Here is a 16,474-nt window from a genome sequence, read left to right on the forward strand (position 1 = left end):
AGCATCCTAAATCACGGTTAACCCTAAAAGGGGCTTAACCGTGAATGGTTAAAGTAACGCGCCCAGCGCCTATAAACACAGTAATCTCGTTGCGGCTACACTAACTGCCCAACTAAGTTCACCGAATTATGCGCCAAAATAGGAAATACAAGGCTGCCTGTACGCTCTCTTAACCACAGTAAAATAAAACCATAGGTGCTCGTTAATGCGATTCTAAAGGTAGAAAAAAACCATTCTCCCTCGCTATACATGACCCCATGCGCTAAACCAAATAGTAAAACCAACAGTAAACCAGCAACATTTATTGGCGCACCCAGCAAGTTAAAACGCGTTGATATGACTGCTAAAGAAAAACAAAACAATAATACCCCTCTAAACATAGGCTCTTCATCAAATCCGGGGATGACTGCTTGATACAGTAATGTTTCAAGATCATAGTTAGGATCGCTTCCTAAAATCAGGGTGATAACTACCTGCAAAATGATAAACAAACCCATCATCATAAACGCAGGTTCAATAGAGCCTTCATTTTGCTTAAAGGTAAAACCAGCCTCTTTAATTTTAAAGTCTTTTTTAAAGCGAATTAAAGCAAGTAATACACACCCCCAGAGGATAATGGCGGCTATTTTTCCTGACCAATTCCACCTAAGATCTGAGAACAATACGTCGAGTGGAATAATCGTTTTACCATTAAATAAGGCGAAGCAATAACAGATAAAAATGACTAATGATATGCATAACCAACGAGGGCTAATGGTCACTTTTTTAAGTAACGTTAAGAGCAAAACAATGAAAGCTATAAAGCCAATATTGGCCAATACTGCTAAATAAATACCTGGCATTCCCTTTCCTTAGTAAAATTGTCAGTCCCACATTTTTATGTCCAAATTTTATCTTAAACATAAAAGGCGCATTATTAAACAGATATTTAGCCCTTTAGTGCGAAATAAATTTCACGGCTTCAAATAACTTAAAACACTTTGATACAGCAGAAATGGCTTTAGTCATTAAGAGGAGTAATCAACTTACTTAGGGGGGTCATTTGCTTTATAGCTCAGCCTTAAGGCACAAAAAAGCCGGTTTATGCACCGGCTTACAAATTGGTTAGTTGTGTTTATTGCCCCTGTGCAAACTTTAACATTCGCGTTTGGTCGGTAAGTTCAATATCCACCAGCTCAAACGGGGCTTTAGCAGCTTTTGAAACAGAAAATGGCATCATAAATTGATCATAGTTGTCTATTTGCTTAGCCACTTCTACTGTTGTTAGTTTTACGCGTTCGCCCTTATCGCCTTTACCGGTTAAAGTGGCACGAATAGCGTAACGTCCAGAGTCAGTAACTTGCACAGGCACCCATGCTTGGTACTGGTTGTTGCCAAGTGCCGTAACTTTAGCCTTATCCATAGTAATGGTTTGCGAACTGTTCACAAACGGCATTTTTATAGAGCGTTTTACAGTTTGCCCATTTACTTTTGTTTCGACATTCGCCTCAAGCTCATAATAGCCATTTGCTGCACCGAGGGTTTCAAGCGGGTATGTGAAAACTGCCTCATCATTTTCATAGCGTACATCAAGTTGCTCGCCTTCAGGGCTGTATAAGCTAAGTTGCACCTCGTTATCTTTAACGCGCTTTTGCCCCATACTCAACTGCATGCCTACGCGCTGCTGCTGGTCGTTTACTTTAAATTGCGTTTTGGCATGTAATGCGTTACGCGAGCCTTTTTCAATAACATGTACTAAGTAGGTGTCGTTGTCGTTAAGCGCTTGGCTTGTTTTTAACATTGCCTTAGCGTTAACTTGGCCAAGCTTAAGGCCAACACTGCCATCAGTAAAACCGGCATTTTGCATTTGCTCCCGCGCCGCAATAGCGTGCATTGGCAGCTGTTGCGCATTGGCATCACTCACTGAAAACTTATCGAGCTGCAAGTCGCGAGGTTTAAACACTTCACCGCTCTCAAAACGCGCTTTAGGGGCGATACGAATAAAATGTTCCGCTTGGTTCACAAACACCGGTACACCGCGCTTTAGCTCTTTGCCTGACACGCGTTGCCAATACTCTACGCTGTCTTTTTCAAGCATGTGTAACTGCGCTACAGACGCCGATTGAACCTCAGGAAATTGATAAACGGTTTGCTCATTTGCATTTGCCGCAGAGCTCACAAGCAGTATTGCAGCACATATTTTGCTTAAATTATTGATCATTGTCTGGCTCCTAAATTCGATTTTTAATCATGTCTGGCAAGCCAAAACAATTGCGACGACTTTGCTGGTGGCTTAAAGGCTCACTGCCTTTCGTGCGTGATTTATCTGTAAACCACACCGTCCCCGCTAGCGACTGAGAGCTACAATTTAAAAAGCCATCTGAACAGCTGTCTAACCAATTTTGTGTCACTTCAAGTGCCACTTGATTTTGGTATCCGCCGCAATAACTATCGCTATCCCACACAGCCGAATCAACATCACTGCCGACAACCGTTTCAAAACGAGATGGTAAACTTGGGCGGTTTGGTGTGCCGTACAACCACTGAGCGTTATACGATGCCATCCACGATACTTGTTGTTGTTTTACTGCATCGTTGCCATAGCCCAGTAACCACCCTAAGCTTTGCTCAAACGAGTTGCCCGCAACAACCGCATCAGCCAACGGCGTGCCACCACTTGATGGAGCCAGTGCAATGGTGCGCGTTACTTTATTAATAATATTTGGAAAACGGCTGTCCCATGTCGGGTTCGATAAAATCCAACGCACCACATTGCCACCGTTAGAATGAGTGATCAGTGTTAAGTCAGTAATATTTTTATTATTTATAAATGTGGTTAGCTGCCCAGCTAAACAGCCCGCGGCTCCATCGGCCCACATATACTGCTCAAAGTCACAATTGATCACCGTGTAGTTACTGGTGTTTGGTAAACCTTGGCGTACCGTATTAACAAAACTGCCTGTCCAATAGTCGTTATATGCATCTGTTTGCTGGCCTGTGCCGTGAACAAATGCAACCCCTTGCGCCGCAAACGCGCTGTGGCTCATACCCGCGGCCAGTACTAATGCCGGCACTAGTGAGAGTGTTTTTATTTTCATGTGTGTTCCTGTTGATTGTAATTATATCTATCAGGTTGGAGGAGTGACCTCCGATCAGAAAATAGACTAAACAGGTACGATCGCAAGAAAATATTTACAATTATTTAACTTTAGTGTTGTTTTTAAGTACAAATTATTAGGTTTTGGGAGGGAGGTTAGCGGTTAGCGGTTAGCGGTTAGCGGTTAGCAAAATAAAAAATCATGCATTGCATATTATGAAATAGTGCTGCTGCACGAAAGTACTATATCCAGCCCTGTTTAAATTTCATACGTTGTAAAATAATTGTTAAACAGGAGAACACTCAATGAAACGCCTACTCACTTTATTTACCCTCTGCTTGGGTATGTGTACAACTGCTTTTGCAGCATGTCGAGATAATGTGGTACTGGTGCATGGCAACACTGCATCCCCCTCTAGCTGGAACAACACCATCAATGAATTAAAACGAAAAGGGTATGCTAGTAGTGAAATTTTCACCCCAGATTGGGGCTCAAAATCTTGCGCTAGTTGCAATGATCACAATGGCAGTGAAGAAACACCAGTACGCAACGCCATTCTTACGGCTATTAACCAATCATGCACAGGTCAAATTGATATTATTGGTCATTCAATGGGGGTCACACTGGCCGCACAACAAATTTATAAATTAGGCATGGCAGCATACGTTGATACCTTCGTTGGTGTAGCCGGTGCAGCTCGCGGCTTATTAAGCTGCGGCGTTTACCCGTACAACGTGTGGAATAGTACATGTGGTTACTATGGTTTGTCGGTGGGTAGCCCCTTACTCAACAGTATTTATGGCGAGGCATTGGGCGACAAAGTGTATTCTATAAAGAGTTACTCTGATCAAATCGTATGCTCAACGGGCACATGTTATGTGTACGGTATACACAGCAGCCGTTTATGGAATGAAAACGCCACTTACACTTATGTTTTAGGGCATTTTGGTTTGCAAACCGACACCTATGTAAAACAAGTAAGCTTAATTCAATAAAGCCAGATTCAAGCGTACAGAATATGCGCTCCGTACGCTTGAATACCCGCACTGTCAGCTTACTGATCAAAACACCTAAAGCAATTAATACATACCCAAACATATGTCATTTATCAATTCACTCAACACAGCTTGAGTCATGTTTACACTATAATTCGGCATTTTTATGTGAATACATTTTATGTAAGTTCAATAGTTTATCTTTAAGTCGTTGCGAGTAAGTCACAAAATTTGTCAGCGCGCCAGCGTCTTTTCTATTGGTATCGGCAAGCAGCATTAACAACTTTCGCTGCGCTTGATTAAGGTGCAATTGCAGTGACTTCGCTGCTTTTTCTATTTCATCATTTTTAGGTTGTTCAAGGTGCTCACTCGTATGGGTAAACAGGGTAAGCGTATCGCTCGAAAGTTCGCGGATCAAAATCAATATATCGCTTTTTAGCTCAATAAATTGCTCATTCATAATGCGTTTGCTTTCAAACAGATCGATGATGGAGTCGTGAATTTGAAACAAATAATCAAAGCGATTAATTTGCAGCATTAATTCTCGTGACTGCTCTTCATCATTGATTTTACTAACAATAGTCGTGAAATAAGTAATGTATTCCTTTTCAACAAAACTGGCATATTCCAAGCGCTTTTGCGCGGTGTCTTGAATACCCTTAAAGTTTGTTTCTAGGCTAAGCGTGACTTGGTTGTAATTCTCTTTCAAAAAGTTAAGCAGTTGTTGGTTCCCCGACTCCAGTTTATCAACAACGTGCTGAAACTCTTCATCTTCTTGGTAGGTAGGTAACTCAAGACGTTCAAAATCCATTTTGCCTTCGCCAAGCAGAAAATCCACAAATCGCGTAAAAGGATTAAGAAAAAGAATAAAAACCAAGCTGGCAACCACATTAAAAATAAAATGAATATTCGCCAACGCAATTGCTGGCTCCATCTTGATTTCACTTAACTTATTACCAAACAGTAAAATGAAAGGCAGAAACAACAGCACCCCACCCACATTAAACAAAAAGTGACTAAGCGCGGCTTTTTTCGCGGCGATATCCATGCCAAACACCGCAATCATGGCTGTAGCCGTGGTGCCAATGTTCGCGCCCATAATAAGTGGCACAGCATTCTCAAGCCCCAAAATACCTTGTTGTGTAAATACGATTGCCAACCCCGTTGTTACCGAGCTCGACTGCACCATAGCAGTAAATACACAGCCCACTAAAATCGCGATAAGCGGATTTTGCGGCTGCGTTAAAATTTCAATTAATGCGGGGTTATTTTGCAGCGGCGCAAGTGACGAAGAAATCAGATTAAGGCTAAAAAACACAAAGCCGAAATAGAAAATAGCCTTTCCAAATATTGAAAAACGGTTACGAGTCAGCGACAGAAAAAAGCCAATAATAATGATCACAGGGGCAAACACAGTTAGCTTAAAAGCCACCAGCTGAGCCGTGATGGTGGTGCCCACGTTCGAACCGAAGATAATACCAACACTGTTTTTAAACGTTAACACCCCGGCATTTACCAGGCTAATAGTGATCACCGAGGTTGCAGAGCTCGATTGAATAAAAGCCGTCACCACCGCACCAATTAACACCCCTAAAATGGGAATATTCGTTGCGCGACTTAACGACTTACGAAAGTGCTCGCCAGATATATTCTCGATCTCCCGAGAAAAGTTCTCGAGACCAAAAATAAAAAGAATAATGGCGGTAAGCCCAGCCATGGCTATAGTAAGATTTTCCATTCGCTTATAAAGTACTGATATTATTAATCAACATCGATACAAAAAAGTATAGATTTTAGTACCTTATAGCGCAATGATCGAAAACAAACTAACTGGTTTTAGGGGCGAGTTACGAGGAACGAGATTCGAGGCGTAGGAGGCGTTTTAACGCCGAACAAAAAAGGAGATATTAGATATCAGTCGTTAGAAGTCAGATGAAAAACACAAGTTAGCGAGTTGCATGTAGACATCGCGCGAAATAAATTTCACGCCTACGGTGCTAGGTGCTAGGTGCTAGGTGCTAGGTGCTAGGTGCTAGGTGCTAGGTGCTAGGTGCTAGGTGCTAGGTGCTAGGTGCTAGGTGCTAGGTGCTAACAGCATAGTGTTGGTTTAGGATTGGTAAAGGAGTTAGAGAAAAAGAAAGGCCTGACCCCTTGGTTTTTGTGTTACCTAAAGTCCAATATGATATTTTTAAGTACTTTGCTATAGTCCTTTCCCCTTCGAAACTCAATCGAAACTTGATTTTTGCCATCTACCTTCTCAACACTTACTATCGCAAAGTTATTACGTTTAAATATTTTGGGCTTACCAAAGGCCGTTTTAATCACACTTTCTGAATGATATTTGGAAAACGTGGCATTACCATCTTCAACATGGTCTGCCCTCGCTTTCTTTGCTAATAATTTGCCCCAGTCAAAATGATCTTCTTGCAAGCCCAAAACAAACCAATGAAAGGCAGAAGATATGACATTAAATACTTTAAAATCTGGATCATCTTCATGAGTCAATTGAGCAGCGGCTGAAATATGCACGTCACCTGATAAAAACACTACTTGAGGGCGTTCATCAAGTGTTCGAATATAATCGAGTAACTCTACACGCTGCTTTGCGGCTAAGAACCATTTATCTTCAGGAGTGCCTAGTTTACCTCTGGTATCAGGAAATACGGGAATAGAACTAGCAATAAATTTAACGTTACCACTGCCATCACTTAGCCATGAACACAACTCAGTATATTGAGCATCACTCAAGATTTTCGGTTCAGTGGTGTGTTCAGCTTCATATTTTTTAGATCTTACTTCACTATCACCGCGCACATCTAGAAAGAAAAAGTCACTGTTGCTATGAGTAAACTTGTACCAATACTTTTTGCGGTTTTCGGTTGGATGGAAGGGGAAATTTTGTTGGATAAACTGTTCAGGGTCTTCAATTAGGTTAGAGAAGGCAGCTTGGTGTGCCTCATATGCCCTAAGGCCATATTTAAGAGTATTTTTATTGAACTGCTGATTAACTTTATTTTCGTCTTCTTTGAATTTACCTAATGACCAATCATTTTGTATTTCATGGTCGTCCATCATCATATAGCAAGGTAGTTGCCGAGTGACTTTGTTAAACATGTATAAACCAAACGCTTCGCTATATTCTTTGAAATAGTCTTCAATTTTAGGTCTAAATTGATACTTATCTAAAATATGCGCATGGTCGATGTATATTTGATCACCTAACATAAACAACATGGTTGGTCTTAGTTCTTCGTCAATTTCATCAAGGTAAGCATATATATTGTCGAATGTCTCCTCGCCTTTATTGCCGAGGTTGTCACGGCATGACCCCATAATAAATCGAGTAGTAGCATTATTTTCGTCTGGAAAAGTCGTTATTTGTCCATTTAAATCTGGAGTCTTTTCAGCTCCCCAAACCAGCTTATCTTCTTCAATTGCTTGATTTAGTTCAGCCAACGTATCGCAGATTACATAGCCGACTTCGTAAATGTAGGTCGTATTAGCTTCTAGCGACAAAATATCAACAATGCCCATATCATTGTAATAGGCACTGAAATGAAAAGTCTGAATGGGGAAAAACTGAGGTGATTCCGATTCTCTAACTCGAATAACACCAATACAACTATCAGCATTTAAACAACTACCACCAACACGAAAACTTGACGATGTAGTGTGCCCAACAATTGGACCAATCAATAAAGGTTTAACGAGCATCGCATATCCTTGCTTATATTTCTTATGTTCAAATAATAGGCAAGGTTATATTATTTCTCCAGACATTAATTCTCAATAATTCCGTTAAATAGAGAAAATTCATACTCTGCCCTAGTAAACTAACTACAAAAACAAACCTTTTAACGCATTGTAAATTAACATGATTATCAAGAATTTCACGGTTAATACGGAGGTCTTTCTTTTTGACTTTACTCTAACTCCTCCGCGCAAAATAAATTTCACGTTTACAGTCTAGTTTAGGCGCTAAATCTCTATTATTCGGTAAACCAATGTTTAGTTTTATTCACAATAGCTACAAGAGAAAGCATAACGGGTACTTCAACAAGCACGCCAACCACCGTTGCTAATGCCGCACCAGAATGTAAGCCAAAAAGAGAAATTGCTACTGCTACCGCCAACTCAAAGAAATTTGAAGTGCCAATTAAACAAGCAGGCGCTGCAATATTGTGTTTAAGCTTAAGTTTTACCGCAATAAAGTAAGCAATAATGAAAATGCCGTAGGTTTGAAGAATTAATGGAATAGCAATTAATACAATATTTAAAGGTTGCTCAATAATTGTATTCGCCTGAAAACCAAATAAAAGTACCACGGTTGCCAACAAGCCAATTACAGAAAACGGCTTTAACTTATCCAACAAGCCAGCAATAGACGCTTCGTCTCGCCCTGAACGATTAATACTTTTTCGTGTAAGTACACCCGCGATTAAAGGCAATAACACGTACAACACGACAGATATAAACAAGGTGCCACACGGTACATGAATATCTGTCACACCGAGTAATAAACCAGCAATAGGAGCAAAAGCAAAAATCATGATGATATCGTTTACCGACACTTGCACTAAGGTGTAATTAGCATCGCCCTTTGTTAATTGCGACCACACAAACACCATCGCCGTACAAGGGGCTACTCCCAGTAAAATCATACCCGCAATATATTCTTGAGCCGTTTCTGGTGAAACAAAGTCGGCAAACAATCCTTCGAAAAATAGCCACCCTAATGCAGCCATAGAGAACGGCTTAATAAGCCAATTAATCACCAAGGTTAATACCAGACCTTGCGGGTTTTTACCGACCTCTTTAATGGTTGAAAAGTCGACCTGCACCATCATTGGGTAAATCATCACCCAAATAAAAACAGCAACAACCACGTTGACATGTGCAACTTCGAGCTTTGCAATCGCTTCAAACAAAGGCGGATAAACAATGCCTAACGCAACCCCTGCGGCAATAGATATCGCGACCCATACAGATAAATAGCGCTCAAAGATTCCCATACTTACACTCCCTAGTTACAGTAGCTCGCCATTCGAGTTATGGCGTTTTACCCAGCATATTTTATAAAGCTAACTCATGTTCATTGAAGGTCATACTCCTTAAATCTTACTTATAGCTATGGTGAAACAAACACTTTCAACTCAACATCATTATTGTGAGCTGTTGCTAACCAACTGTTTAATAATTGAAAAGCTTGTAAGGTTTCGCCATTGGCCTCTGAGCCTAACTTTAATTGCTGCTCAAAATGTTCGGCAGAAAAACCATTAGCAACAACAACCCAAATCTCTTTTTTTACTGCTGTTGAGCGCCTTCTTGCGGCAACTGTACTCCACAGCTCATCTAATTTTTCTAACCTTTCCTGCTCATTTTGAGCAGTAAACCTAGCACCTTGGAAAATTCTAATTCTCTCAGGAATGTTTGGGTTATCATTCGGTCTAGGCCATGCCGTATACAAACTATTCCAGTTTGAAGGTTTTAAATTAACATCACTACTAATAAGCATTTCGATATTTTTTATGGCTTGAGACCCAACTTCAGCAAGAGCTCCTGCTGATGATCGGGGGGTTATTGCACTGCGACATTTAACATGAACGAATGCTAACTTGTTTTTTGACGATACAATAAAGTCAGCAGGTTCGGTTCCCATATCAGTGTTAATCAGCAAGTCTGCATCGGGTATGTAAGGAGCAAATGGACCTAGTTCGTTTTTTGTTGGGTTGGCTAAGCCATTAGCTTTCAATTGATCCACTAAATAGAAAATCGAATCACTGCTAAAGCCTCCATCAACAACCTGAAGAACACCATTTTGATACCCTTTCTCATCTAAATTTTCACCAGTAAGAGATTCAAGTCCAATAACAACATTGGCAAGGTTGGAATCAACTAATTCAAAACTCTCAGCAACAGGAAGCGTTAATTGATAGAACTTACCATTTGAAAAACTTACGCCATCAGCTAGAAGAGCTTTGTGTAGGTGCTTGTTAAGAAAGTCAGTTATCTCTTGGTATTCCTCACCTTCAAGTGAATATAGTATTTCCGCTTCTGACACAATTTCTAGATACGGTTCTTCTTGCTTAAAGTTTGCTAAAACTCTACTTTCTTCAATACCATCAATAAGCAAAGCGCCGTTGTCATAAATTAAATAGATAAAAGAGTTGTCAAGTAAATAGGATTCCCCGTCTATCAAAATACTTATTGGGGACACTAACCCTGTAAAAAAATCAAAAATTAAACTTTGAACCTCAAAACTTTTATTCACAGGTATTGGTTTTGCATATGAATGAACCAAAGCATTATTTATATCAATATTAGCAGATATAACGTTATCGATACCGATAAGCCAATCATTAAGGTCATCCAAAGTAAACGATGACTCTTTTTGATCTGAGATTCGTCCAGAATCAGCACCTACATAATAACTACCTTTCTTTTTATTGAATTGGTCATAGGTATCACAACGCATTGTGGCTAACCGATATGAAGCATTAGCTTGCATGTCAGCCATTTGCTCTAAGTTACGTCCTTTTACCGCGATGCTTTCAGGACGTTTTCTAGCAGAACTAATCGATTTACTACTCGCTTCTTTCGTTGAGGCTGATTCACCTAATGACATTACCTTAAGCAGTTTATCTAGAGATACCGCAGAGCCGAGTTTTAAATCTTTCTCACCATTAAACCTGCGGCCTCGGCTATCATAAATTGCAACAATATTGTTCGAGAGCTGTTTGCATAATGTTATTTCAAGTGAAGGCTCAAAGAAAAACTGATCTGTTAAAAACCGAGACTTATTGAACGCAATTGATATAACACCATGAATACCAGACTCTGTAGAAAATGTTCTCGCGAGTTCACCTGCATTATTACATCGCCAATATAGATGATCTGATAAAAGTTGAACGTTGAATCCCTGCGACTGATTCAAAAAACAAATTGATGCTGTTGGGATATTAAGAGAACTTTTCGGCTCGAAAGTATTAAGATCAAACTTACTTACAAATCGGTTTCCGTAATAACTCACATCAGGAAACGCCTCTAGGTAACGCTCAACCAACTTGTTGCTGTCTAATGATGCTATGAATTTTTTAACTGACTCGGTGGTATTAAGTGAACGGTCAAATCTTCGGTAGTTTTGCCACATTTGGCTATTTGCATCGTTTTCAATTTCCAAAATCTTAGGTTCAATATCACCATACAGACGAACTACTCTTCCGATGGTTTGAACTAGTTCGCGACCACTATTAACTGCATAGGCCAAAACCAATAACTTAGCTTCGGGAATATCGACCCCTTCATCCAGTTTTCGCTGGTGAATAATAACTTGATAATCAGAACCTTTAAGATTCGCTGGCACGGAAACTTTTACATTATCTCGTTCATCTTTAGTAAATTGTTCATGTATTGCTAACACCGAAAAGCCATCATTTAGCAAATCGTAGTAGCTTTTTATATCTTCGAACTTTTCACATTTGATAATGCACTTTGTTCCATCATTAGCCTTTAAGAATTCTGTGATTGTTCCGCTTAACTCAGATAAAGCAATTGACTCAAAAGTTGGTTCTTTTAAAACACCATCTGCAAGTGCTCTCTCAAAGGTATAAATATAACTAGCGTCTTCGGTAACATCGAATTGATACAAGTCATTCCTGTACGGAGTAGCAGTTATAACAACTTTATGAGCTTTAATACCACGTACCAAGGTGCTCCATACTGGAGAAGGTTCGGCGTGCCCTTCATCAATAATAATAAGATCAATATTTTGCTTTAGCAGCTCAAGCTGAGCATTATCGAAAGTTTGTAGTTTCTGGAAGGTTGATACATAAACGCCGTTTTTAGAGGTATCGTTCACATCACTATAAACTGTCTTTAGCTTGATGACCTCACCTTCAACACGATCCCTAAAGAACTTTCCATTTATTTCTTTAAAGAGTTGATCACACACAGCGCGTCGATGACATAATACCAACACTCGTTTTTGGGTTGCTTTGTGAGAGATAATACCTATTACACCTGACTTACCAGCACCTGTTGGCAAGCTAATAAGGCAAGAGTTCGCATTTTCATTTAACGGCTTTTTCAAGTAACTTAACGCCGTTTGAATACTTTCTTGCTGGCAGTATCTTAGACTTTGCCACAAATCTTCATTAACGATGAAACCACTAACATTCATTGAAACGTCCTTGTTGTTATTTTTAAATTCCAACTATTTAAACTCATAAAGTCAATAACCGTTCAAATTAATCAAGCTTTGCTCTAACTTCTTTCATATAAATAATAAATATTTATCTTCTTAAATAAAAATATCTGTAATGGATAAAAAAGAAGGTACCGACCTGTATTGTCATTGTGTAGAAAGAGGAAAAAATCCATACCGACCAATTTCTTTGTTCTTAGAGAAGTGGTAGTAAGTCATTTTTGGTTTCAAATCTTCATCTGGTTCTTGGTTCTCAAACACAATTATTTGCTTATCTTTAAACGAATCACAAAGATCAATGTAGAAAGCAAAAATCATATCTTTTTGTAGTTGAACCTCATCATCATTCTCATCATTGTCACCCGCTCGATAAGTGGTCAAAGGAGAATCCAGAATTACAAAATTTGGATGGCGTTCATACTTAGACAAGTATTCCATTAAGCCTAGTGAAAAAGCTGCATACGAAATTGCTCGGTATCCTTTACCAAAATGGGATCTTGGCTTGCCACTAATTACCAAATCCCTAGCTTTCATATCAAAAGTAACGTCTTCATATCCGGGAAATGACCAACGCTGTAAAATTGCACTAATGTTCTTACACAAAGCTGTTAACTCGGCACTAAAATCAGGAAATACGTATTTTTCAGTTCTGTCTTCAAGCTGGACACGCAGTTCACCTATCTCTTTTAATAAGCTTTCACGAGAATCCACTATGGCTCTTTGTTTCAAAAATTCAATCTTTTTACTATTTAATAGCCGAATAGCTACGTTATAGTCCTTAAACTTTGAAGATATATTCCCTTCTATTATTTCTGATAGCTCTTTAACTACTGCTTCTTTTTGAACTATCTCTTTTGCAAGCATTTGATACTCTTGCTTTAGGTCCTCAATTGAATCAGTTAACCCATTAACTTGAAATTTATTTTTATTAATTTCCGCCTCAGTGCTTTGCACTAATTGCTTTAGCTCTTTTGCATCTTTTTCTTGTTCAAACTCTTGTCCGCAAGTAGGGCAATTCGACATCTCGTATAGCTCAACAAAAGAAGCGGCTTCAGCTCCTGCCTCTAACCTTTCCAAATCTGAGTTATATTTATCAACTAAAAGGCTAAATCTCCCCTGTAAAAGAAGGTTTTCTTTTTCTGATTCACGTAATTTACTTAGATCCCCCCTGAGTTTATTTCTTTCAGAATCAAGTTCACTATTGGCTTCAACCAGTGCGGTTAGTTCGTATTGAGCCTTAGATAACGATTCCTCTAACTCATTCAGTTCTGAGTCTAACTTTTCTGTTGAGGACTTTACTTCTTCATGGTTAGAAAATTTCTTGGCAACATATTCCTCCAGAGCTTTGACACGCGATTCCACAGCTCCTTCAGTATCTTGTTGTTGTTTCAACTCTTTAACTACTGAATCATCTGCACCAGTGAGTAAAGTTTTAAGTAGTGATGTTTCTTGAGTATAGTCTCGCTGGCCTTCACCCAGAGGTGAAGATTCGGTAATTATTCTGCCTTCATCGACCAAAAATAATTTACTAAGTACGCGCAATGTCAAAGAAGAGGTTTTTAAACTCTGTACACCGTTTACTAATACTTTGTCGTTTAAGCCCAATTTTTCGAGTATATGTGCTGATAGATTATTTTTTCCTTTGTGGCTTGGATTTAAAACAATTGTTTCTGACTCTGTGCCATCTGGCTCAAGTTCAATTAGAGTAACTTTGGGTTTGGCAGCCGATATCTCCCTTCGAAGAATAAAGCTTTCATTTTCGTCAACTTGAATTTCTGCTTCAATGGTATTGTAACCTTTAGCTTCGTCAATATCTTTAGGAGGCTCTTCACCACCAAAAATATACTGAAAACACTTGATGACATATGACTTACCAGTATCAGATGCACCAGCAACAACATTTAGTCCTTTATCAAAGCAAAGTTCAGCCTTCGGTTTGCCTTTTCCTATTACGGATATTCTTTTAATAATCATGCCGAACTCGATACTCCTTTTCTTAACTCCATTATTGGTATCTGGATAATCCGATTGTAATGCTCAGACAACCAACTTAATCGTTCCCAAATTTTGATGAAATAACTTGAATTTAAGCAGCTAACAAAGCTATTTGTATTTTCATTCGCACAAAAAGATTTTCCATTTTCATCATAGTGAACATCAATTAGCCCTTTTTTAATAAAAAACAAAAGCGACTTAGGTAACAGCTCTCTCCGTTGTGCAATTTCTGCCAAATGATTTGGGACAGCAGGATGAAGGTTTGATGGCCCATTAAATTCGCTTGAATATAACAGCGCGTAATCTAATAAGACCAATTCATCTATGTCGAATTTCTCACCTTCCATACTCGACAGTATCAGTGCGGCTCTAGTTGCCAATTCAACATCACTATTAAATATCTGAGGGACTTTAAGTTTTACTTGTTCCATTTAAAAGATCCTTTATTCACCAATTGGTGGCAAGCGCCTTTCTTGTCACGAACACTCATGTATAGATTTAATGGATGCGATGAAAATGAAACTTGTGTTACGTGGTTCGAGATAGCCAAATATTTATCCCAGCCATTGTTGTGAACCATCAGAACGAGGCTAGAAATTGCTTCATAACAATCTTCAAGCAAATTTTCGTATGTATTAGGAGGCATTGAGTCTCTGGAAAATTTTTCTAAGCTTTCCGCTGAATAGAAGTTTTTACGCGCACTTTTTAGTTCCGTTAAAAACTCAGGAAAGGCTTCTAAATCATCAATAGAACTCACCTGAGATTCTATAGATTCTATTGCCTTTAGTAACTCTGCAATATATTTCAATTCATTGCTTTGAATATCATTTGGAGGTGTTGAAGGGGCTGGACGATCAAACTCTAATGCTCCAAATCTTCTTATGTAATAAGGAGTATGATTTTTATGTAATTCGATAAGCTTCAACTGTGGGATTTGATCAAATATTGTAAAATCAACATCATGCTCAACAAACTTAAGAAAATCGCCTTCGAGGCTTACACTCTTTTTCTTGGTGATTTTGTCTTTGCACTTTTTATCCCAACCAGAAATGAGTTCTGCTTTCAGCTTACTTGAATCTTTAAGGGCATTAAGACTAATGCCATTTAAGCCACTCTTAGCAACAAAGTAATATTTTGCAGGCATAGAAAAATGCCCTTGATGTGAGTGGTAGCAAAGCTTACCAATTTCTAAAAGAACATCTGTCAAATTCAATGATGAGCTGTAATATTTACACTGAAAATTTTCCCAACTTCCATCTGGAGTGTAAGCAATAACATCACGCCCCATATCACCAGCCCCCCCAACCCGATTGACTCGCAAGTACTGTGTTTTCCAATAAGTTGCTAGCTCGCAGGTAAATTCTTCCCAATCCTCTTCGTCCATATGCTGTAATCGCTTTAATGGCGATATGACTTCACCAGCTAAAGCGGATACTGCCGACAAGGGAGCATTCGCACTTTTTGGGGAGGGGATCTCCGATTCTAGTTCCATCTAAATAAATCTTCCAAACGTAATATTATTGTTTTTGTTGAGAGAGTATCGTATCAAGGAAAAGATTCAACTCTAAACATTTTCTCACTGGCTCTAAACCTAAATATAGCACTAATATACTAGTCGCCAACATACTAACAAAACTAAACACTCATAATATTGAATAATTGAGAAAAACCTTAAGGTGGATATTCACAAACAAAAAAGATGAGCTAATTTTCTCATCTTTTCAAGAGTTATAGTTTGGGAAAATGCAGCCTCAAAATGCTCATTTTCCTTTATCCAATTTTAATTTATAGATTGGGAATCTATTTATTAAAAATGAGTTCTCTATTATTAGCCATAATTAAAGTTTGGGAATCATAAACAAGTGAAATTCTCTATCTATATCTAGGCTTTCTCAAATGCCAACCACTACCTACGGGACACCTATAAGCTTCGAGCTCTCGATTGGAGCGCTCATATAAATCATCAGCAGCTCTTTCTGCTTCAATAGAGATACCGTAAATTCGCTTTTTAATACCATCACCAGAGACACACTTTTTACATGTCGTAATACCTGACTGAGCTATTCGAGCTTGGTCATCATGAACACCTGACCCAAATTTCAACATTTGGTAGTCAGACTCAATATCAGCTTCTATTTGTCTAATGTGTTTTTTAAATAAATTTTCAGAAAAATTAGGCATACGTATACTCCTTGACTGGCCAT

12 protein-coding genes are annotated in these 16,474 nt (G+C 38.9%); 1 reads left to right on the top strand and 11 read right to left on the bottom strand.

All coding sequences use genetic code 11. The annotated features are described in order from the left end of the window. Positions 1-95: 95 nt before the first annotated feature. From GZH31_RS11720 to GZH31_RS11730, 3 genes are all read right to left on the bottom strand, one after another. Entirely contained in the window at positions 96-842 is a 747-nt protein-coding gene (locus GZH31_RS11720; protein WP_180311025.1) for a type II CAAX prenyl endopeptidase Rce1 family protein, read from the bottom strand. Positions 843-1,114: 272 nt separating this feature from the next. Beyond that, positions 1,115-2,200: a DUF4785 domain-containing protein gene (locus GZH31_RS11725; RefSeq protein ID WP_180311026.1), complete on the bottom strand. Its 1,086-nt coding sequence runs from the start codon at positions 2,198-2,200 to the stop codon at positions 1,115-1,117. Between the two features lie 10 nt (positions 2,201-2,210). After that, positions 2,211-3,077, bottom strand: coding sequence for a hypothetical protein (locus tag GZH31_RS11730; protein WP_074989025.1), 867 nt, complete (start codon positions 3,075-3,077; stop codon positions 2,211-2,213). 305 nt (positions 3,078-3,382) lie between these two features. On the opposite strand from GZH31_RS11730, the gene GZH31_RS11735 reads away from it, so the two are divergent. Next, a complete protein-coding gene (locus GZH31_RS11735) occupies positions 3,383-4,072 on the top strand; it encodes an alpha/beta fold hydrolase (protein WP_036966687.1) in 690 nt (229 codons plus the stop codon). A 148-nt stretch (positions 4,073-4,220) separates the two neighbouring features. Here GZH31_RS11735 and GZH31_RS11740 read toward each other — a convergent pair whose 3' ends face one another. The 8 genes from GZH31_RS11740 to GZH31_RS11775 form a co-directional block, all read right to left on the bottom strand. Beyond that, positions 4,221-5,810, bottom strand: a complete 1,590-nt coding sequence (locus GZH31_RS11740) for a Na/Pi cotransporter family protein (RefSeq protein WP_036966685.1) — start codon at positions 5,808-5,810, stop codon at positions 4,221-4,223. A gap of 425 nt (positions 5,811-6,235) precedes the next feature. Further along, positions 6,236-7,786: an alkaline phosphatase D family protein gene (locus GZH31_RS11745; RefSeq protein WP_065978634.1), complete on the bottom strand. Its 1,551-nt coding sequence runs from the start codon at positions 7,784-7,786 to the stop codon at positions 6,236-6,238. Positions 7,787-8,061: 275 nt separating this feature from the next. Beyond that, entirely contained in the window at positions 8,062-9,084 is a 1,023-nt protein-coding gene (gene arsB, locus GZH31_RS11750) for an ACR3 family arsenite efflux transporter (protein WP_118844520.1), read from the bottom strand. Positions 9,085-9,200: 116 nt separating this feature from the next. Then, positions 9,201-12,251, bottom strand: coding sequence for a DEAD/DEAH box helicase (locus tag GZH31_RS11755; RefSeq protein ID WP_180311027.1), 3,051 nt, complete (start codon positions 12,249-12,251; stop codon positions 9,201-9,203). 171 nt (positions 12,252-12,422) lie between these two features. After that, positions 12,423-14,249 carry an AAA family ATPase gene (locus GZH31_RS11760; protein WP_180311028.1) on the bottom strand — a complete coding sequence of 609 codons (1,827 nt, stop codon included), beginning with the start codon at positions 14,247-14,249 and terminating at the stop codon, positions 12,423-12,425. Then, the gene (locus tag GZH31_RS11765; protein ID WP_180311029.1) at positions 14,246-14,701 is read right to left on the bottom strand and encodes an ABC-three component system middle component 2; all 456 of its coding nucleotides are present in this window, start codon (positions 14,699-14,701) and stop codon (positions 14,246-14,248) included. Before GZH31_RS11765 ends, GZH31_RS11760 begins: the two co-directional genes overlap by 4 nt. After that, positions 14,689-15,762 carry an ABC-three component system protein gene (locus GZH31_RS11770; protein ID WP_180311030.1) on the bottom strand — a complete coding sequence of 358 codons (1,074 nt, stop codon included), beginning with the start codon at positions 15,760-15,762 and terminating at the stop codon, positions 14,689-14,691. Before GZH31_RS11770 ends, GZH31_RS11765 begins: the two co-directional genes overlap by 13 nt. Positions 15,763-16,142: 380 nt before the next feature. Further along, positions 16,143-16,451: a hypothetical protein gene (locus tag GZH31_RS11775; protein WP_180311031.1), complete on the bottom strand. Its 309-nt coding sequence runs from the start codon at positions 16,449-16,451 to the stop codon at positions 16,143-16,145. Positions 16,452-16,474 lie beyond the last annotated feature (23 nt).

Source organism: Pseudoalteromonas sp. JSTW (genome assembly GCF_013423925.1).
Classification (GTDB): domain Bacteria; phylum Pseudomonadota; class Gammaproteobacteria; order Enterobacterales; family Alteromonadaceae; genus Pseudoalteromonas; species Pseudoalteromonas lipolytica.